Origin of the sequence: Aeromonas bivalvium (genome assembly GCF_046078285.1) — a bacterium.
GTDB lineage: Bacteria > Pseudomonadota > Gammaproteobacteria > Enterobacterales > Aeromonadaceae > Aeromonas > Aeromonas bivalvium.
On the sequence record NZ_JBGXBV010000003.1, the window covers coordinates 22669 to 42056 of the forward strand.

At 64.6% G+C, this 19388-nt stretch carries 15 protein-coding genes; 7 read left to right on the forward strand and 8 right to left on the reverse strand.

The window, feature by feature from the left end; genetic code table 11:
* Nucleotides 1-14: 14 nt before the first annotated feature.
* Genes ACEUCR_RS09545 through ACEUCR_RS09570 form a run of 6 tightly spaced genes read right to left on the reverse strand, consistent with a single transcriptional unit; the run spans nt 15 to nt 5294 of the window.
* Entirely contained in the window at nt 15-686 is a 672-nt protein-coding gene (locus ACEUCR_RS09545; protein ID WP_408789714.1) for an HAD family hydrolase, read from the reverse strand.
* 39 nt (nt 687-725) lie between these two features.
* A complete protein-coding gene (locus ACEUCR_RS09550; protein WP_408789716.1) occupies nt 726-1733 on the reverse strand; it encodes an ABC transporter ATP-binding protein in 1008 nt (335 codons plus the stop codon).
* A gap of 6 nt (nt 1734-1739) precedes the next feature.
* The gene (locus ACEUCR_RS09555; RefSeq protein ID WP_219256001.1) at nt 1740-2516 is read right to left on the reverse strand and encodes an ABC transporter permease; all 777 of its coding nucleotides are present in this window, start codon (nt 2514-2516) and stop codon (nt 1740-1742) included.
* Complete coding sequence (locus ACEUCR_RS09560; protein ID WP_408789720.1) at nt 2509-3405, reverse strand: ABC transporter permease; 897 nt, start codon at nt 3403-3405, stop codon at nt 2509-2511. Before ACEUCR_RS09560 ends, ACEUCR_RS09555 begins: the two co-directional genes overlap by 8 nt.
* Nucleotides 3405-4238 (reverse strand): alkaline phosphatase family protein, encoded by an 834-nt coding sequence (locus ACEUCR_RS09565; RefSeq protein ID WP_408789723.1) that lies wholly within the window; start codon nt 4236-4238, stop codon nt 3405-3407. Before ACEUCR_RS09565 ends, ACEUCR_RS09560 begins: the two co-directional genes overlap by 1 nt.
* Before the next feature lie 9 nt (nt 4239-4247).
* Nucleotides 4248-5294 carry an ABC transporter substrate-binding protein gene (locus tag ACEUCR_RS09570; protein ID WP_408789726.1) on the reverse strand — a complete coding sequence of 349 codons (1047 nt, stop codon included), beginning with the start codon at nt 5292-5294 and terminating at the stop codon, nt 4248-4250.
* 187 nt (nt 5295-5481) lie between these two features.
* Between ACEUCR_RS09570 and ACEUCR_RS09575 the strand changes: the two genes are divergently transcribed.
* Nucleotides 5482-6252, forward strand: coding sequence for a UTRA domain-containing protein (locus ACEUCR_RS09575; protein WP_244911336.1), 771 nt, complete (start codon nt 5482-5484; stop codon nt 6250-6252).
* Here the strand turns inward: ACEUCR_RS09575 and ACEUCR_RS09580 are convergent.
* A complete protein-coding gene (locus tag ACEUCR_RS09580; RefSeq protein ID WP_042001261.1) occupies nt 6210-6974 on the reverse strand; it encodes a helix-turn-helix domain-containing protein in 765 nt (254 codons plus the stop codon). The genes ACEUCR_RS09575 and ACEUCR_RS09580 overlap by 43 nt on opposite strands.
* A 384-nt stretch (nt 6975-7358) precedes the next feature.
* Nucleotides 7359-8270: a LysR family transcriptional regulator gene (locus ACEUCR_RS09585; RefSeq protein WP_042001258.1), complete on the reverse strand. Its 912-nt coding sequence runs from the start codon at nt 8268-8270 to the stop codon at nt 7359-7361.
* A 261-nt stretch (nt 8271-8531) separates the two neighbouring features.
* Between ACEUCR_RS09585 and ACEUCR_RS09590 the strand changes: the two genes are divergently transcribed.
* From ACEUCR_RS09590 to recD, 6 genes are all read left to right on the forward strand, one after another.
* On the forward strand, nt 8532-8858 hold the full coding sequence (locus ACEUCR_RS09590; RefSeq protein WP_111873914.1) for a hypothetical protein: 327 nt from the start codon (nt 8532-8534) through the stop codon (nt 8856-8858).
* Nucleotides 8859-8887: 29 nt separating this feature from the next.
* The gene (locus ACEUCR_RS09595; protein ID WP_111873915.1) at nt 8888-9574 is read left to right on the forward strand and encodes a pirin family protein; all 687 of its coding nucleotides are present in this window, start codon (nt 8888-8890) and stop codon (nt 9572-9574) included.
* Between the two features lie 84 nt (nt 9575-9658).
* Nucleotides 9659-10051, forward strand: coding sequence for a DoxX family protein (locus ACEUCR_RS09600; protein ID WP_042001247.1), 393 nt, complete (start codon nt 9659-9661; stop codon nt 10049-10051).
* Between the two features lie 228 nt (nt 10052-10279).
* A complete protein-coding gene (recC, locus tag ACEUCR_RS09605; protein WP_408789729.1) occupies nt 10280-13684 on the forward strand; it encodes an exodeoxyribonuclease V subunit gamma in 3405 nt (1134 codons plus the stop codon).
* Nucleotides 13684-17292 (forward strand): exodeoxyribonuclease V subunit beta, encoded by a 3609-nt coding sequence (gene recB, locus ACEUCR_RS09610; RefSeq protein ID WP_408789732.1) that lies wholly within the window; start codon nt 13684-13686, stop codon nt 17290-17292. Before recC ends, recB begins: the two co-directional genes overlap by 1 nt.
* A complete protein-coding gene (gene recD, locus ACEUCR_RS09615) occupies nt 17289-19343 on the forward strand; it encodes an exodeoxyribonuclease V subunit alpha (RefSeq protein WP_408789735.1) in 2055 nt (684 codons plus the stop codon). The genes recB and recD overlap by 4 nt, the downstream gene beginning before the upstream one ends.
* Nucleotides 19344-19388: the final 45 nt, after the last annotated feature.

A 19388-nucleotide genomic window follows, 5' to 3' on the forward strand; every position in this document is an offset into this window, starting at 1 on the left:
GATGCAGGCGCTTGCTACCGAGCTCGCACCTCGGCCCGTTGCCAGTCGAGGATGGGCCAGCCCAGCTCCTCGGCGCACTGGCGCAGGGCGGGGGCCGGATTGACCCCGTGGGGATGGGCTACCGCCCGCAGCATGGGCAGATCGTTGTGGGAGTCGCTGTAACCAAAGCTCCCCTGCCAGAGGTTGTCCCTGCCGGCGAACAGCTGGTGGATGCGGGCCACCTTGCCTTCCCGAAAGCTGAGGGTGCCGCGGGTCTGGCCGGTTAGCCTTCCCTCCTCCTCGTCGAGCAGGATGGCCACGCAGTGATCCATCCCCAGCATCCTGGCCATGGGGGCCACCAGGTGCTCGCCGGAGGCGGAGATGAGCACCAGCTCGTCGCCACGCTCCCGATGCCATTCGATGCGGGCCAGCCCCTCGGGGTAGAGGCGCTCGCGCAGCACCTGCTCGGCGAAGCGGGTGCAGAGGGAGTCGAGCCACTGGCGTGTCTTGCCCGCCAGGGGTTGCAGGGTGAAGGCCATGTACTGATGCATGTCCATCTTGCCCTGGTGGTAGAGGGACATCATGGCCTGCTCCTCGGCCACCATGCCCGTGGGGGCCAGCTCCTCGGCCACCATGTACGCCAGCCAGAGGCTGGCACTATCCCCGGCAATCAGGGTCTCGTCCAGATCAAACAGTGCCAGTGCCATGGGCGCTCCTCGCAGTGAAAATGGAAATGAAATGGGGCGTCATGCTACCTCACAGAGCTGATCCCGGGCCACCGCCAGGGTCACTGTGCTGCCCACGGCCAGCAGATCGCCGGCACGGCGGTTGAGGCAGTCCACCGTCAACAGCCCCGCCTCGCACTCCACCTGATAGCGGATGACGTTGCCGAGCAGCTGTTGCTGGCGAATGATGCCGGGCAGGCTGGGTTCGCTGCTGGTCGCCCCGGCGGGCAACAGGGTGATGGACTCCGGCCGCAGCGCCAGCTTGCCCTGAAAACGGGGGCCGAACAGGGACTTGCCCTGCTCTATACCGAGCAGGTTGTAGTTGCCGATAAAGCCCGCCACAAACTCGCTGGCGGGACGGGTGTAGATCTGCTCCGGCGTGCCGCTCTGGACGATGGATCCCTTGTTCATCAGGAAGACGCGATCCGACATAGTGAGCGCCTCCTCCTGATCGTGGGTCACGAAGATGGTGGTGAGCTCGAGCCGCTGCTGGATCTCGCGGATCTGCTGGCGCAGGCTGCGGCGGATGCGGGCATCCAGCGCCGAGAGCGGTTCGTCCAGCAAGAGGATCCGCGGCTGCACCACCAGGGCCCGGGCCAGCGCCACCCGCTGGCGCTGGCCGCCGGAGAGCTCGCTTGGATAGCGGCGCTCGAAGCCGGTCAGCTCCACCAGCGCCAGCGCCTCTTTTACGCTGGCGGCGAGCTCTCGCCCCGGCTGGGGCTTCATCTTGAGGCCGAAGGCGACGTTGTCCCACACCGTCATGTTGGGGAAGAGCGCATAGCTCTGGAACACCATGCCGATGCCCCGCTTCTGGGGCGCCTGCCAGGTGATATCTTCCCCGGCCACCCGCACCTGACCACCATCCACCGGAGTGAGCCCGGCCAGCGCCCGCAGCAGGGTGGACTTGCCGCAGCCGGAGGGGCCGAGCAGGGTCACCAGCTCCCCCTTGCGAATGCCGAATTCGATCCCCTCGAACACCCGAGTGTCGCCGTAGGATTTGTGCAACTGATTGACTTCTAAATGAAACATCTTGGATCACCGATGAAATCTGTTGGCCGCCCAGGTGAGCAGCAGGGTCAGCAGGAAGTAGCTCATCACCAGGGCGCTGGTGAAGTGGCCCGAGGTGGACCTCATGTTGTAGAGGTAGACCTGCAGGGTCTCGTAGCGGGTACCCACCAGCATGTTGGCAAACACGAACTCGCCGAGCAGGAAGGAGAGGGAGAGAAACAGCGCCGCCAGCAGCCCCTTGCGCAGGCAGGGGATCACCACCAGCAGGAAGGCGCGGGCACTGCTCGCCCCCAGCAGATGGGCGGCATCCATCAGATCCTTCAGCGGTACCCCCTGCAGGCTGTTGGCCAGCGCCCGGTACATGAAGGGGAGCACCACGGTGAACCAGGTGCCGATGAGGATCCAGGGCGTGCCGATAATGGGCAGGACGCCGTCGGCGTAGATCTGCAGCAAGCCCACCGAGGAGACCACGGGCGGCACCGCGAAGGGGAGCAGGATCAAGAGGTTCATCCAGGGATCCAGCTTGGGGAAGTAGTAGGCCACCACCAGCACGGTCGGTACCAGCACCAGGGTCCCCAGCAGCAGGGTGGCGAAGCAGACCAGCAGGCTGCGGCCAAAGGCCGCCAGAAAGCGCGGATCGCCCCAGAGCTTGAGATACCAGTCGAGGGTGAAGCCGTCCGGCAGCAGGGTCGCCCCCCAACGGGTGGAGATGGAGTAGAGAAAGGTAGCCAGCAGCGGCAGCAGCAGGGTGGCCACCAGGGCCCCCAGCACCCAGCGCGGCCAGCGCGGCGTCAAATCATGCATGGGATTGCCCCTTGTTCACATAGCTCTTTTTCAGCAGCCACTGGTTGGCGGCCGTCACCACCCCCAGCAGCACCATCAGGATCACCGCCAGCGCCGCCGCGAGATTCGGTTCGAGGAAGATGTCGCCGGAGACCAGGCTGGCCACCCTGATGGTCACCAGGTTGAAGTTGCCCGTGGTGAGGGCATAGGCGGAGGCATAGGCCCCCACCGCATTGGCAAACAGGATGATCAGGGTGCCAAGCAGGGCGGGAGTCAGCACCGGCAGCGCCACGTGCCACACATACTGCCCCTTGCTCGCGCCGAGCAGCGCCGCAGCCTGGGGCCACTCATCCTGCAGGGCGTCAAACGCCGGGTAGAGCAGCAGCAGGGCAAGGGGGATCTGGAAGTAGGTGTAGATGAGGATAAGGCCCGACCCCGAGTAGAGGTTGAAGCCGTCGATGAGGCCCCAGGATTTGAGCAACAGGGTCACGGCGCCATTGATGCCGAGAATGATGATGAAGGCAAACGCCAGCGGCACCCCGCTGAAGTTGCCTGTCATGGTGACGAAGGCCAGCAGCAGCCGTTTGACCCGCTCGCCGCTGTGGCGCAGCGCCGCCGCCCCGAGAGTGCCGATGGCGAGCCCCCCTAGACTGGCGATACCGGCGATGCGCAGGGAGTTGCCGAAGGATTGCAGGTAGAAGGGGGAGCTCAAAATCTCCCGGTAATGGTCGAAGCCCCAGCCATCCGGGGTCTGAAAGCTGCCCACCAGCACCCACACCATGGGGGCGAGCTGGAACAGGATCATCAAGAGGACAAAGGGCAGCAGCACCAGGGCCGGCAGCCAGTGACGGTGCGCCTGGCGTGGCTTCACGGGTTGATCCGCGAGGATCTTTGTGGTGGCAGGCATCATCAGTGCACCTCGCGCATAAAGGTCGCCTTGAGCAGCGGGGGCGCTGCCGGCTTGTCGTGGGGAACCCCCAGCAGGTCGGCCATCAGGGCGCAGAGCTGGGTCTGGGCGATCACCACCCCATCCGGCCAGCGCTCGACAAACGCATCGCCAAAGAGCCAGAGCGGCACGGTGCGCTCCTCGGCCAGGGTGCCGCCGTGGCTGAGATCCTTGTTCATGCCGTGATCCGAGGTGATCACCACCTGATACCCCGCTGCCAGCCACTGGGGCAGCAGATCGGCCAAGAGGCTGTCCATCCGGCGTGCCTGATTGCGGTACTGGCGGGAATCGAGGCCAAACTTATGGCCGGCGTCATCCACTCCCATGGGGTGGATCAGCAGAAAATCGGGATCGTATTGGCTGCGCAGCCACTCGCCGTCCATCAGCAGATGGCTGTCGGGGTAGGCGTCATCCCAGTAGAAGCAGCCGTGCTGGATGGGCAGTTGTTCATCGTGAGTAAAGCGATCCCGGGCCGCCAGCCAGGGGCTCTGGTTGTAGAGCTCGCTCACCCAATGGTAGGCCGCCGCTGCGGTGCGTTTGCCCGCGGCCCGGGCCAGATGGAAGATGGATTCATGCTGGCTCAGGCGACTCACGCCGTTGTGGGTGATGCCGCTTGCCACCGGCGGCACGCCGGTCAGGATGCACTCGTAGAGGGGGCGGGAGAGAGAGGGCAGGGCAGCATTCAGGGTCGTATGCAGGCCCCGCCCCGCCTCCACCATGCCGAAAAGGTAGCCCATGCAATGGGCTACCTCGGCTGCCAGACCATCCACAAGTACCACTATCACCTTGTGTTGCACTGGGTTCCCTTACTGCATGTTGATCATGACGGTTTCCTGCCACTGGCGCGGCAGGGCCTTGGAGCTCTGCTCCCAGGCGGCGTGATCCTGCACCGGCTTGGCATTGGCATACTGCTCGGCCGGCAGCAGCTTGGCCTTGACGTCGTCCGGCAGGGTCACATTGCTGCGGATGGGGCGGGCGTAGCCACGGGCCAGGTTGATCTGACCGGCATCGGAGAGGATGTATTCCCGCGCCAGCTTGGCGGCGTTGGGGTTCTTGGCCCACTTGTTGATGATGGTGGTGTAACCGGCGATGACGGAGCCGTCGCTCGGGATCACCACGTCAAACTTCTTGGGGTCTATCTGGTCGCGGTAGTTGAGGGCGTTGAAGTCCCACAGCACCCCCACTTCCACTTCGCCCTTCTCGATGTTGGCGATGGTCGGGTCATTGAGCGACAGACGGCCCTGTTTGGCGAGCTGGCCGAACAGATCCAGCGCGGGTTTCAGATCCTTCTCGCTGCCGCCAGTGGCATAGGCCGCCGCCAGCACGCCGTTATTGGCCTGGGAGGCGACGCCCACATCACCCAGGGTCACCTTGTAGTCGCCACCCAGCAGGGATTGCCAGCTGGTGGGGGCGGCCTTGACCAGATCCTTGTTGATCAGGAAGGCGATGGTGCCGGTATAGGCCAGCATCCAGTGACCGTCCGCATCCTTGGCCCAGTTGGGAATGTCGGCCCAGGTGGAGGGCTTGTAGGGCTGGGTGACCCCCTGCTTGACCGCCACCGGCCCGAAGGCGCCGCCCACGTCGCCGATGTCGGCGGTGGCGTTGGCCTTCTCGGCGGCAAACTTGGCGATCTCCTGGGCGGAGCTCATGTCGGTATCCTGATGCTTGATGCCGTAGATGCTGCCGAGCTGCTGCCAGGTATCCTTCCAGTTGGCCCAGCTGTCGGGCATGCCGATGCTGTGGAGCTGGCCTTCACCACGGGCGGCCTTCTCGAGATCCGCGATGTTCTCGGCGGCAAACAGCGGTTGACTGATGGCCACCAGGGCCAGTGCACTTGCGATCACGCTTTTCATCATCCCATCCCTCTGGACTAGGTCAGTTAAGGTTCGAGAGGGATGCTAGAGGGGAAATATGACGGTGGCGGGGCGGTTTTATGGCGATTGGATGACATCTTCTTGCCTGGGCCGCTGTCATGGCAGTTTCATCTGGGCGGGATATAAGCATGGCATTCGATCCACTGGACTATGCCAGGACAGGCGCGTGAGCAGACCCCTCTCCAAGAGTGAACAGATACGTCAGACACTGCACAGCTATATCGACAGCGGCCAGCTGGCGGCGGGGCAGCAGCTGCCCGCCGAGCGGGCCCTGAGCGAGCGATTCGCCACCACCCGCATCACCGTCAAGGAGGCGCTCTCGGCCCTGGAGGCGGAAGGGCTCATCTACCGGGCCGAGCGGCGCGGCTGGTTCGTGGCGCCCCCCAGGCTGATCTATGATCCCGCCCGCCATACCCACTTCCACCAATGGATCGCCGAGCAGCAGCGCAGCGCCGAGACCCGGCTCCTCGGCCAGGGCGGCGAGCTGGCCAGCAGCGAGCTGTGTCGCTGGATGGACATAGACCCCTTCACCCCCCTCTACCAGATCCGGCGCCAGCGGCTGATCGACGGCCGCCCCGTGCTGCATGTCAGTCATCATCTGCTGGCGAGCCGCTTTCCCTGGATCGAGGAGCAGCCCCTGGCGGGGTCGCTCACCGAGCTCTATCTCAATGAATACGGCATAGGGCAGGGGGGCGCCCGGCTGGAGATGACGCCGGTGGCTGCCCGTGGCGAGGTGGCCAGCGTGCTCAACCTGGCCCAGGGCAGCCCGGTACTGCGGCTGGTGCGGGTCAATTATGACGAGGGGGGCGGGCTCATCGACTGCGACATAGAGCACTGGCGCCATGACGCCATCCGTATCTGCCTGGATACCCGCCCCCAGGGGCTGGCGCCCCTTCAGCCATCTATGTTGGGGATGAGGTCGTCGAAGCTCTGGTAGCCGCAGTCCGCCAGTTGCAGGGACATGGTGTAGGTCTTGGTGTCCTCCCGCTGGCCGATGGCGGGGCGATTGAGCTTGAGCTCCTGATGCCAGTACTCCTTCATGCGCTCGATCAGCGCCATGGCCTCTCCCTCGCCCAGATGGAGCTGGCACAGCGCCATGTAGTTGTTGGACTTGTGCATGTTCTCCACCAGATAGTCCCCCAGCACCGACATGGCCTGGCGCGCCTGCTGGCGGGCGAAGCGGCTGTGCTGCTCGAAGCTGATGCGCTCGCTGATGAGGAAGTGGAAGCTGTTGTCGATGCCGAGTTGCAAGATGCCGAGCTTCTCCAGCTTGCGCAGATAGAGGTAGCAGGAGGCGTCGGTCAGGCCGTATTCCCGCTTCAGATCGATCAGGGTCTTGTCGCGCCAGAAGATGTTGGCGAGGAAGGCGTAGAGCCCGGGCTCCTGGTGAAACGCCTCATCCTGCTCCCGGGTGAAGACGGCGCGGCGGCTCTGGGCCTCCTGGGTTCGATCCAGCAGCTCCTCGAACGAGAGCCCCACCAGATGGCAGATCTCCAGCAGGGTATCGAACGGCAGTGAGGGCTTGTTCATCATCCGCTTGATGGTGGCGATGGAGACCCCCATGGCCTCCGCCAGGGTCTGATAGCGGATCCCCTTGTCGGTCAGGGTCTTCTTCAGGGTGTCGAGAATATGGGTGGCCAGGGTCTGGCTGTAGGTCATGCGTCATTCCTTTATGTGCATAGTGCGAACCGCTAAAAAGAGTACTTTTTCCATGGTTCGGGCTCAGATTTTGACACTTTAAAAAAGCAGGAGGAAGCAAGGGGCCGAAATAGGCGGGATGATCAGACCAGTTTGGTGCAATGGTTGCAGAAATTGACACCGGATGGTGCACATCCTTCAACCCTGCAACTTAGTGCTGGCGAGGAACATTGGTTCACGCATAATCGAACACGTCGAATTCGAGACTTTCCTGGTTGCGAAATCGATTGTTTGCTTCCAATTTAAGGGTTTTTTTAAACCGAAAGGTTTTTATTCTTTCCTGGCAAATTGAGCGGATCCCGACAGGGCTCCGCTTTTTTCTTTTCCCTTAATTCGCGCCCCGCGTCAAGCCGCCCCCGGGGGTGTGCCCGCAAACAGCTTGGGGATCTCCCGCACCAGCCAGCTCTTGGCCTTGCCCATGGTGTCTCGCCGCCACGCCAGCACGACCTGCACCTGATGGCGATATTCGGGGCCGATCACCTTGAGTCGCCCCGCCTTGATGTCCTCTTCTATCCAGCTCAGGGGCATGGTGCCGACGCCAATGCCCGCCAGCAGGGCATCGCGCTTCTCCCCCATGGTGCTGACGGTCAGACGGGGCTGCTTGTCCAGCAGACGATAGGTGAGCACCGGCTTGCGCAGCGCCGTGTCGGCGATGGCGATGGCGCGGTAGCGGCGCAATGTCTCGTCCGCCAGGGGCTCGGGCTCCAGGTGCAAGGGGTGATCCGGATGAGCGACATAGAGCATCACCTCCTCTTGCAGTATCTGGTGCTTGATGCCCGTCATCATGATGTCGGGGTTGAGGGCTGAGATGAGCAGGTCGGCGCGGCCATCCTCCAGACACTCCCAGCTGCCCGCCAGCACCTCGGCCCGCAGCCGCAGCCGGGTATCCGTCAGCTCGGCCAGCCGCTCCACCAGGGGGTAGAGGGCCTGCAACGGCACCAGGGCATCGACGGCGATGGTGATGTCGGTCTCCCAGCCCCGGGCCAGGGCCCGGGTCTCCCCCACCAGATGCTCGGCCGCCGCCAGCAGCAGCCGACCCTGCTCCAGCAGCATGCGCCCGGCCGGGGTGAATTTGGTTCTGTGGCCGCTGCGGTCAAACAGCATGGCGTCCAGTTCGTCTTCCAGCTTCTGCACCGTGTAGCTGAGCGCCGAGGGCACCTTGCCCAGCTCGTCGGCGGCGGCGGCGAAGCTGCCCCGCCTCTCTATGGCATCCAGTACCCGGATCGCCTCCAGGGTCAGTGCGCGTTCTTTGCTCATGGTTCGCCTTCAATTTTTTTGAACATGTTCGCCAGATTAACTCGCTAACAACTTAGGGCAAGCCCCTTTAATATTCAATCAACGCTTAGGCAGGAAGGCCAGGCGGCCAAATAAACCGTAGTTCCTGGCTGTGACATCGTAAATCACCCTGTCAGACGTCGGCGAAAGAACAACATAATATTTGAATAGTCTCTCGCAAGGATGCATTGGACCAGGCCCGGTGGCCTATCAATGACATAACTCATCAAGAGAGAAACGAACATGAAAAACCTAATCAAGATGCTGGCCGTTGCAGGCCTGATGACCGCAGGTGTTGCCCAGGCTTCCGTTCCCGCCGACTTCACCGCCACTCCGGGCGTGCTGTTCGTGAACTGGCAGGCCAGTGCCGCCATCGATGGCAAGGCCAACCCCATGCTGGAGGTGCGCGACGAATCCGGCGATCTGCTGGCTTCCGTTCACGCCAGCCTGATGGGCACCCAGCAGGTGCGGATCCCGAGCCGGGCCCAGGGCAACCTGACCGTGAGCCTGGGCAGCCAATCCAGCGATTACCGCATCCCCTTCGGTCTGGGTGACGGTCGTCAGCGTTAATTTCCCTGTTTTGCACTGAGGAGCACACCATGATGCAATTGAGAGCCGCCGCGGATCGGGGCCATGCCAACTTTGGCTGGCTCGATACCCACCACAGCTTTTCCTTCGGTCACTACTACGACCCGAAGTGGATGGGGCACTCAGCCCTGCGGGTCATCAATGACGACATGGTGGCGCCGGGTGGCGGGTTTGCCACCCACCCTCACGCCAACATGGAGATCCTCACCTGCGTGCTGAAAGGCACCATAGAGCACAGGGACAGCCTCGGCCATGCCGAGCAGATCCCGGCGGGGGATTTCCAGCTGATGAGCGCAGGATCCGGCATTCGCCACAGCGAATACAACCCGTCCCAGGGCGAGGCCCTGCGACTGTTGCAGATCTGGATAGAACCGAACGAGTTCGGTACGCCCCCCGGTTATCAGCAAAAACAGATAGTGAACCAGCCCGGCATGACGCTGGTGGCGTCACCGGATGGTGAGGCGGGATCCTTCAGGATCCGCCAGCAGGCGCGGGTATGGCGCTTGCAGCTAGCCGAAGGGGAGACCCTCGAATGGGCATTGCAGGGGCGTCATGGTTACCTGCATATGATTTCAGGGGAGCTGACTGGCAATGGTCTGGCTGCCCGACCCGGCGACGGCCTGCTCAGTCGCGATGAGGCGTCCTGGACGCTCATCGCCTCCGAGGGGAGCGAAGCCCTGCTGTTCGATCTGCCTTGATAGAAAAATCTTGGCAAAATGAATGAGTTAACAATTAGCTCTTACACTGTTATTACCATGATGGGTAATCGAAGGAATCTGACGATGGACAAGATGAAAGATGTGGCACTGCTGGCGGGTCGTATTTTGCTGGCGCTGATGTTCGTGATTGCGGGCTGGGGCAAGATCGGCGGTTACGCCGGTACCCAGGGCTACATGGAGGCCATGGGCGTGCCCGGGTTCATGCTGCCTCTGGTGATCCTGCTGGAGCTGGGTGGCGGTCTTGCCATAGTGCTGGGCCTCTTTACCCGCAGCCTCTCCGTGCTGCTGGCCGGTTTCACCCTGATGGCCGCCTTCATCTTCCACTATCAGCCTGCCGAGCAGATGCAGATGCTGATGTTCATGAAGAACCTGTCTGTGGCCGGTGGTTTCCTGGCCCTGGCGGCGGCCGGTCCTGGCGCCTTCAGCCTGGATGCCCGTCTCGGCAAGTGCTGGTAATCCCCTGATAGTTCAAGTTTTCCTACGCCTTTGGCCGGTGCAGCAGCACCGGCCTTTTTATGCCCGCCAGAAGGTGAATGCCGGTACTGTGACAAGCCCCCTGGCGGCGGCAAGCGCCTTTTGCATCTTATCCCCCGATCCCCGACAATCCCATTTCGTGTGAAGTGACGGAAATGGCTCGCCTTTTCCGGCGCACACCCCTCTTCATGAAATTGGCGGGAGTCGTCCATGTTTACCCTCTACCACTCCAATCAGCTGGATCTGCTCAAGGAGCTGCTGGTGAGCCGCATCCGGCAGGCGCCCCTCTCCCACCCCTTCGAGCACGAGCAGATCCTGGTGCAGAGTCCCGGCATGGCCCAGTGGCTCAAGCTGGAGCTGGCCAAGGCCTTCGGCATCGCCGCCAATATCGACTTTCCCCTGCCCGCGAGCTTCATCTGGGAGATGTTCACCCAGGTGTTGGCGGACGTACCCCGCCAGAGCCCCTACAACAAGGGCTCCATGAGCTGGCAGCTGATGACCATCTTGCCCGCCCTGCTCGGCAGGCCCGCCTTCGCGCCGCTGGCCGCCTATCTGGGTGGGGATGACGAGGATCCTGCCCGGGATCCCGAGCAAGTGCGGCTGTGGCAGCTCTGCCAGAAGGTGGCAGATCTCTTTGACCAGTATCTGGTGTATCGGCCTGACTGGATCGCCCGCTGGGAAGAGGGGGAGGGATTGAGTCAGGAGCTGGCCGGGGTGAGCGGTCAGGATTGGCAGCCGGAGCTGTGGCGCGAGCTGGTGGCCCGCACGTTGGCACTGAGTCCGAGCGGCTATCACAGAGCCAACCTCTACGAGGAGTTTATCCACGAGCTGGCGCGCACCCGGGATCTGCCGGGCAAGCTGCCGCAGCGGGTGTTCGTGTTCGGCATCTCGGCGCTGCCACCCCGCTATGTGGAGGCCCTGCTGGCGCTGGGCAGCCGGGACGAGGTGGAGGTGCACCTGTTTGTCACCAACCCCTGCAGCTACTACTGGGGGGATCTGCTGGACAGAAAGACCCTGGCGCGCCTTGGGAACAAGCTCAAACCCGGCACGGATATCGAGACCCTGCAAGGCCCCGCCAACCCGCTGCTCGCCTCCATGGGCAAGCTGGGGCGCGACTACCTGCATCAGCTGATGGAGCTGGAGGTGCCGCAGATCGAGGCCTTCGTCGACATCGACGAGGTGGACGAGCAGGGCCACGTCAGCCTGCTGCGCGCCATCCAGAAGGATGTGCTGGAGCTAGGTTCACGGGGCGAGGGGCAATTTGATCTCGACAGCAGCCACCACAAGAGCCCCATCAGTCCGGCGGATGGATCCCTGCAGATCCACGCCTGCCACGGCCCGATGCGAGAACTCGAGGTGCTGCACGACCGGCTGCTGGCGCTGTTCGAGCAGGACCCGTCCCTCACCCCGAAAGACGTGGTGGTGATGATGCCGGACGTGAACAGCTACGGCCCCTACATTCAGGCCGTCTTTGGTGCGCGTGGGCAGATCCCGTTTGCGGTGTCGGACAGGGCGGCGAGCCAGGAGAGCCCGCTACTGCAAAGCTTCCTCGCCCTGCTCAGGCTGCCCAATGCCCGCTTGGGGGCGGGGGAGCTGCTCGCCATCCTGGAGGTGCCCGCCGTGCTGCGCCGCTTCGAGCTCGATGATGACGAGTTCAATCAGCTGCGGGTCTGGGTGCAGGAGACCGGCATCCGCTGGGGGCTGGACGATGGCTACCCGGAACGCTTCGATCTGCCGCGCCTCTCTGGCAACAGCTGGCTGTTCGGCCTGCGCCGCATGCTGCTCGGCTTTGCCATGGGGGATGGGGAGCCGGTGGCGGGGATCCTGCCCTGTGCCGACAGCAATATGGGAGGGCAGCAGGGGCCCTTGGCCAGCATATTGCCCTATGCAGAGATCGAGGGTCAGCAGGGGTTGGCGCTGGGCAAGCTCGCCTGGTTTGTCGACTCTCTGGCGGAATTCCTGCCCCGCCTGCAACAGGCCCAGCTGCTGACGGAGTGGCACGCCTGCCTGCTGGCGCTGCTGGAGCGTTTCTATCTGGCCGACGAGGAGGAAGAGCGTCAGCTCCAGCTCATTCGCAGCCAGTTGGCCGACTGGCAGACCCAGCTTGGCGAGGCGCGTTTCGAGCAGCCCATCACCGCAGATCTGTTGCAGGATTACCTCGGCAGCGTGCTGGGGGAGTCCCGCTCCAGCCAGCGCTTCCTCGCCGGTCAGGTCAACTTCTGCACCCTGATGCCGATGCGCTCCATCCCCTTCAAGCAGGTCTGCCTGCTCGGCATGAACGACGGTGTCTACCCGCGCACCCTGGCCCCCATGGGGTTCGATCTGATGGCGGTGGCGGGCCGGCGCGGAGACAGATCCCGCCGGGATGATGACCGCTACCTCTTCCTCGAGGCGCTGCTCAGCGCCCAGCAGGGGCTCTACATCAGCTATCAGGGCTTCAGCGCCCAGGACAACAGCGACAAGGTGCCCTCGGTGCTGCTGGCGGAGCTCATCGACTATGTACGCCAGGGCTTCGTGCTGGCGGGGGATGAGAGCCTCGACGACGAGACCTCGGGCCAGCGGCTGCTTCAGCACCTGATGGTGGCGCACCCGCTCACTCCCTACAGTCGCAGCTATTTCTATCCAGAGGCGGGTTCGCGGCTCTTTACCTATGGCGCCGACTGGCTGCCCGCCCTCAATCCGGTGCGCGGCGCGGCCAACTTCCAGAGCGGCGAGCTGCCTTTACCCCCCGAATGGGGCAAGGAGCAGGGGCTGGAGCTGGCGGAGCTGCTGCGCTTCTATCGCCAGCCCACCAAGTATTTCCTCAACCGCCGCCTCAAGGTGTGGTTTGAGTTGAATGAGGCCAACATCGAGGACAGCGAGCCGTTCGAGCTGGACGGTCTGCAACACTACCAGCTCAAGGCGCTGCTGCTCGATGCCCATCTGGCGCAAGGAGACAGTGCCGTGCGTCGCCAGCGGTTGCAGCTCACCGGCCTGCTGCCCCAAGGCTGGTTCGGCAGCCTGCTGCTGGAGGATCTGGATGCCGAAATGGGCAAGCTGGCGGAGAGGTTGCGCCCCTGGGTTGCGGCTGATGAGGCTGAAAAACAGGCGGTGGAGATCGATATCTCCCTGACCCAGGGCCAGCTGCAAGGGTGGATCGACACCCAGAAGGGGCGCTTGCTGGTAGTCAAACCCGGCAGCTTCAACGGCAAGGATCTGCTGCTGGCCTGGGTTCAGCACCTCTGTTTCTGTCTGAGCCGTGCCCCCGGCGACACCCTGCTGTTCGATGCCAAACAGAGCCTGCGGCTGCCCAAGCTCTCTGCCGACGAGGCGCGCCCCAGGCTGGCGGCCCTGGTGGCGCTCTGGGCCCAGGGGATGAAGCGGCCGCTGCCGTTTTTCCCCAATACCGCCTGGGATTGGCTCAAGGCGATGGAGAAGGATCCCGACAAGCCGGAGGCGGCCGACAAGGCGGCCCTCACTCGCTTCAACGGCGGCTACATGGTGACGGGGGAGGGGCAAGACCCTTACGTCGCCCGCTGCTTCCCCGAGCTGGATGACGCCGTGCTGGGGCAATTGCAGGCCCTGGCCCGCGAACACCTGACCCCGCTGCTCAAGACCCTGGAGGAGCTGAAATAATGGCTAACCCGCTCAATACATTGCGTTTTCCCCTCCATGGCGAGCGGCTGATCGAGGCTTCCGCCGGTACCGGCAAGACCTACACCATAGCCGGTCTCTACCTGCGCCTGCTGCTGGGCCACGGCCCGCTGATAGAGGAGGGGGCCGATGCCGGTCAGCCGAGCGCCCATGAACGGCCGCTCTCGGTGACCGAGATCCTGGTGGTGACCTTTACCGAAGCGGCCACCGCCGAGCTGCGGGGGCGGATCCGCGGCCGCATCCACGAGGCGCGCCTCGCCTTTATGCGGGGCCACAGCAGTGACACCCTGCTGGCCCAGTTGCTGGCGGAGGTGGAGGATCACGAGCTGGCGGCCCGCCGCCTGCTGGCTGCCGAGCGGCAGATGGACGAGGCGGCTGTCTTTACCATCCACGGTTTCTGCCAGCGGATGCTGAAACAAAACGCCTTCGAGTCGGGCGCCCTCTTTGAAACCGAATTTCTCACCGACGACAGCCAGCTCAGGCTGCAGGCGGTAAGCGACTACTGGCGCGCCGAGTTCTATCCGGTGGACAAAACTCTCGCCAGTTCGGTGCGCGCGCTCTGGCCGAGCCCCGCCGCCTTGCTGCGGGAGATGAACGGCTGGCTCGACAACAGCGAGCTGGAGATCCACCCCGCGCTGGGGGATGAAACCCTCGCCGCCCGCCATCAGGCCGCCATGGCCCGCATCGGGGCGGTGAAAGATGCCTGGCTGGCGCAGACGGACGAGATCCGCCGCCAGACCGATGGCCACATCAGCCGCTACACCGGCAAGAACTACGAAGGCTGGCTCGCCAAGATAGGCGACTGGGCACAGAACGAGACCAGCGGCTACGCGCTGCCCAAGGATCTCGAGCGCTTCGGCCAGACGGTGCTGGAGGAGAACCTCAAGAAGGGGGGCGCGGTGCCCACACTGCCGCTGTTCGGCCAGATCGATCAGCTGCTGGAAAGCCGCCCCGGTATTCGCGACCTTATTCTGCAACGGGCGGCCAGGGTGGTGCGCTGCCGGATGCAGGCCAGCAAGCGCCAGGCCCATCAGCTCTCGTTCGATGATCTGCTCAAAGACCTCGACGGGGCGCTCGGCTCAAGCCTCGGCGAGCGGCTCTGTGAGCGCATTCGCGCCACCTACCGGGTGGCCATGATCGATGAATTTCAGGATACCGACCCCCAGCAGTACCGCATCTTCCATCGTCTCTATGGCGGTCACACAGACACGGCGCTCTTGATGATCGGTGACCCCAAGCAGGCCATCTACGGCTTTCGCGGCGCCGACATCTTTACCTACATCCAGGCGCGGCGAAATGTGAGCGCCCACTACACCCTGGGGCGCAACTGGCGCTCCAGCAGCGCCCTGGTGGGGGCGGTCAACGGCCTGTTCGAGCGGGCCAAGGATCCCTTTATCTACGAGGCGGATATCCCCTTCCTGCCGGTGGAGGCCCAGGGCAAGAGCAAGGCGCTGCACCTCGATGGCGCCACCGCCCCCGTGCTCCACTGCTGGCAGCTGAGCGGCCAGCCCACCTTCAATCGGGGGGATTACCAGAGCAAGATGGCCCGCGCCACCGCCGCCGAGATCCACCGCCTGCTGACCCTGGCCCGTGAGGGCAAGGCGCTGATCGGCAGTGAGCCGGTCAAAGCGGGCGATATCGCCGTGCTGGTGCGCACCGGCGCCGAGGGCAAGCTGGTGCAGCAGGAGCTGGCGCGCCTTGCCATCGCCTCGGTTTATCTGTCGAATCGCGAGAGCGTGCTGGAGCAGGTGGAGGCGCGGGAGATACTGCTTATCCTGCACGCCTGCCAGAACCCGAGCGAGGAGAGGAGCCTTAGGGCGGCGCTCGCCACCGGCCTGTTCGATCTGGACGCCAGGGCGCTCGATGCGCTGGCCTCGGACGAGCGGGCCTGGGAGAGCGCGGTGCAGGAGTTTATGGAGTACCGCCAGATCTGGCATAGACGCGGCGTGCTGGCCATGCTGCGGGCCCTGCTGCACAGGCGCAATCTCGCCGCATCGCTTTTGGCGAGCCCCTACGGCGAGCGGCGGCTGACCAACTTCCTCCATCTCGGCGAGCTGCTGCAACAGGTGAGCAGCGAGCTGGACGGGGAATATGCCCTGCTGCGCTGGCTGGGGGAGGCGGTGAGCCGCCCCAATGGCCAGGATGCGGAGCAGGTACTTCGCCTCGAGTCCGAGCGCAAGCTGGTGCAGATCGTCACCATCCACAAATCCAAGGGGCTGGAGTACCCCCTGGTGTTCCTGCCCTTCATCTGCAGCCACAGAACCGCCGAGACCCCCCTCTATCACGAGGTGATTGAGGCGGGCAATCGCACCATTCTCGATCTGACCGGTGCCGAGGATTCTCTGGCACAAGCGGACAAGGAGCGCCTTGCCGAAGACTTGCGGCTGCTCTACGTGGCGCTGACCCGGGGCGTCTACGCCACCTGGCTCGGGCTGGCGCCGGTGCGCTCGGGCAACGGCAAGTCGGAGAAGACAGACCTGCACCACACCGCCATCGGCTACCTGCTGCAAAAGGGGGAGGAGGGGGATGCCGAAACCCTGGCGACCGCCCTGACCGAGCTTGCCCAGGCGCTGCCCGGGGTGGTGGTCGGTGAGCCCTCGCTCACCCGCCCGGCCCCATTGCCGCCAGAAGAGGAGCGGCTGGGGGAGCCCCAGGTGCGCCACTTTAGCGGTCGGCTGGAGCGGGACTGGTGGATCAGCTCCTACTCAGGTCTCGCGGCCCAGGGGAACGGCCACGGCAAGGGAGTCCTGGCGAACCCCGGCTTCGATGACGAGGTGGTCACCGAAGCCGCCGCTGCGCTGGCTGCCGAAGAGCCAGTACAGGCGCCCCAGCCCTCCATCTTCACCTTCCCGAAAGGGGCGCGCCCCGGCACCCTGCTTCACAGCCTGTTCGAGACCATAGATTTTCAAAGCGCGGCGGGCGAGTCGCTGGCAGAGCATATCGCCACCCTGCTGGCGCAAGACGGCTTCGACGAGAGCTGGGCCCAGGTGCTGCAACAGCAGGTGGAGGCGGTGCTGGAGACGCCCCTTGAGACCGGCCTTGGCGAGCCGGTGCGGCTGCGGGATCTGGCCCCCGAGCGCAAGCAGGTGGAGCTGGAGTTCTTCCTGCCCATGGGGCGGGTGACGGCCAGCGCGCTGACCGCGCTCTGCCAGCAGCACGACCCGTTGTCGCGGGGCAACAAGCCGCTCGGCTTTGCCACGGTGCAGGGGATGCTCAAGGGCTTTATCGACCTGGTGTTCGAGTGGCAGGGGCGCTGGTATCTGCTCGACTACAAATCCAACCACCTCGGCATGAGCCCCGCCGACTACAGCCGTCCGGCGCTGGAGCGGGCGATGGCGGAACACCGCTACGACCTGCAATACCAGCTCTACTCCCTGGCGCTGCACCGGCTGCTGACCCTGCGCCTGCCGGGGTATGACTTCGATCAGCACTTTGGCGGCGTGTTTTATCTGTTCCTGCGCGGCATGCCGCAGGGGGGGATTTTCCATACCCGGCCCAGCCGCGAGCTGGTGCTGGGGCTGGATCGGTTGTTTAGCGAGGGGGCGACGACCGCCACCGCAGACGTTTCGGATAACGGGGTAGAAGCATGAAGAGCGCAATGATGATCGAACGGCTCAAGGCCCTGGCGCTAGGGGGGCGTATCCGCCAGCTGGATCTGCAATTTGCCAAACTGGTGGCAGACCTTGGCGGCGGCCCCGAGCTGGTGCTGGGGGCGGCGCTCGCCTGCTACGAGCTTGGACGCGGCCACGTCTGCCTGCCGCTGGCAATGCTGGCCCATGCCGGTAACGAGAAGGGATCCCTGCGCCCGTTCGGGCTGGATCCGGATCAGAGCCGGGATCTGCTGGCGGATCTGGCGGATCCTGCCAGTTGGCCCGCCCTGTTTGCGGCCAGCCCGCTGGTTGGCTCTGAAGCTCATGAGGGGGAGGCCCCCCGTTGGCCCCTGCGGCTGTGGCGCGATCGCCTCTACCTCACCCGCTACCACGATTTCGAGCTGGGGGTGGCCCGCCACCTGCGGGCCCTGAGCGAACGCGCCGAATGGCCCGAGATTGCCCCGGCCCTGTCACGCCTGTTTGCCCGCGACTACGGTCTGGTGTTCGCGGCGCTGCTCAAGGCCCGCCTTGCCCCGGACTTCTCGGCCCGCCACTTCGTCGAGAAGTACCTGGATCTGGTGTTCCCGAACGAGGTGGATTGGCCCGCCATTGAGGCCTTGCTGGCCAGCGCCCAGGCGGCGAGCGATCTTGGCAAGCTGGATGTTCTGGTGCCCGAGGCGCTTTGCTGCAACGGCCAGAAGCTGGCGGCGGCCACGGCGGCGGCGCGCCCCTTCGCGGTGATCTCAGGCGGCCCCGGCACCGGCAAGACCACCACGGTCGCCAAGCTGCTCGCCATTTTGGTGGAAACCGGCCTGCAAGCAGGCAAGGCCCCGGCGATCCGGCTGGTGGCCCCCACCGGCAAGGCGGCGGCGCGCCTGACCGAGAGTATCGGCGCAGCCCTCCAGGCCCTGGATCTGTCCCCCGAGGTCGTGGAAGCCATCCCCACCGAGGCGGGCACATTGCACCGGCTGCTCGGGGTGATCCCGGGGCGCAGCCAGTTCCGCCACCACGCAGGCAATCCGCTGCACCTGGACCTGCTGGTGGTGGATGAGGCCTCCATGGTGGACCTGCCCATGATGGCGCGCCTGCTGGACGCGCTGCCCGGCCACGCTCGCCTCATCCTGCTCGGCGACAAGGATCAGCTCGCCTCGGTGGAGGCGGGGGCCGTGCTCGGCGATATCTGCAGCTTTACCTCGCAGGGCATCAGCCCGGCGCAGGCAGAGTGGCTCTCCCGCCAGACCGGCTACCGCTTGCAGGGCTCGCCCGCAGGGGCACCTGTGCGCGACAGCCTCTGCCTGCTCTCCAAGAGCTGGCGCTTCGATCAGCATTCGGGCATAGGCCAGCTGGCGCGGGCCTGCAACGGCGGTGATGCCGCTGCGGTGGAAGCGGTCTGGAGTGCGGGATTTGCCGACATCAGCCTGCACCCCTGGGCGGGGGAAGCCTATGACAAGCTGATTGCGGAGGGGGTGGCCGGTTACGGCAGCTATCTCAAGGCGGCCCGGGCCGGGGAAGATCCAGCAGCCGTGTTCAAGGCGTTCAACGGCTTTCAGATCCTCTGCGCCCTGCGGGACGGCCCCTTCGGGGTACTGGGGCTCAACGAGCGCCTCGAACTGGCCCTGTCACGGGCCGGGCTCATCGCCCGCGACGGCGACTGGTATGCGGGCCGCCCCGTGATGGTGGTGCGCAACGATCACGGCATCGGTCTCTACAACGGCGACATGGGGCTCTGCCTGCCGGACGAAACCGGTCGGCTCAAGGTCTGGTTCGAGCAGCCGGACGGCACCCTGCGGGCGCTTTTGCCCAGCCGCTTGCCGCCCCATGAGACGGTGTACGCCATGACCATCCACAAATCCCAGGGCTCGGAGTTTGCCCATACCGTGCTGGTGCTGCCCGACAGCCCCAGCCCGCTGCTGACCCGCGAGCTGGTTTACACCGGCATCACCCGCGCCAAGGCCCGCCTCGATCTCTACGGCGATCGCGCCCTGCTGGCACAGGCGGTGCGGAAAAAGACCGAGCGGTATTCAGGGTTGGCACAGAGGTTGGGGGAGTGAGTGATGGCAGCGGTAAAGGGAGTTGCCGCTGTCCTATTACGCGTT

Coding starts and splice junctions, on each gene's coding strand:
- ACEUCR_RS09545 (WP_408789714.1), bottom strand. CDS start 686: ATGGCACTGGCACTGTTTGATCTGGACGAGACCCTGATTGCCGGGGAT.
- ACEUCR_RS09550 (WP_408789716.1), bottom strand. CDS start 1,733: ATGTTTCATTTAGAAGTCAATCAGTTGCACAAATCCTACGGCGACACT.
- ACEUCR_RS09555 (WP_219256001.1), bottom strand. CDS start 2,516: ATGCATGATTTGACGCCGCGCTGGCCGCGCTGGGTGCTGGGGGCCCTG.
- ACEUCR_RS09560 (WP_408789720.1), bottom strand. CDS start 3,405: ATGATGCCTGCCACCACAAAGATCCTCGCGGATCAACCCGTGAAGCCA.
- ACEUCR_RS09570 (WP_408789726.1), bottom strand. CDS start 5,294: ATGAAAAGCGTGATCGCAAGTGCACTGGCCCTGGTGGCCATCAGTCAA.
- ACEUCR_RS09580 (WP_042001261.1), bottom strand. CDS start 6,974: ATGACCTACAGCCAGACCCTGGCCACCCATATTCTCGACACCCTGAAG.
- ACEUCR_RS09585 (WP_042001258.1), bottom strand. CDS start 8,270: ATGAGCAAAGAACGCGCACTGACCCTGGAGGCGATCCGGGTACTGGAT.
- ACEUCR_RS09590 (WP_111873914.1), top strand. CDS start 8,532: ATGAAAAACCTAATCAAGATGCTGGCCGTTGCAGGCCTGATGACCGCA.
- ACEUCR_RS09595 (WP_111873915.1), top strand. CDS start 8,888: ATGATGCAATTGAGAGCCGCCGCGGATCGGGGCCATGCCAACTTTGGC.
- ACEUCR_RS09600 (WP_042001247.1), top strand. CDS start 9,659: ATGGACAAGATGAAAGATGTGGCACTGCTGGCGGGTCGTATTTTGCTG.
- recC (WP_408789729.1), top strand. CDS start 10,280: ATGTTTACCCTCTACCACTCCAATCAGCTGGATCTGCTCAAGGAGCTG.
- recB (WP_408789732.1), top strand. CDS start 13,684: ATGGCTAACCCGCTCAATACATTGCGTTTTCCCCTCCATGGCGAGCGG.
- recD (WP_408789735.1), top strand. CDS start 17,289: ATGAAGAGCGCAATGATGATCGAACGGCTCAAGGCCCTGGCGCTAGGG.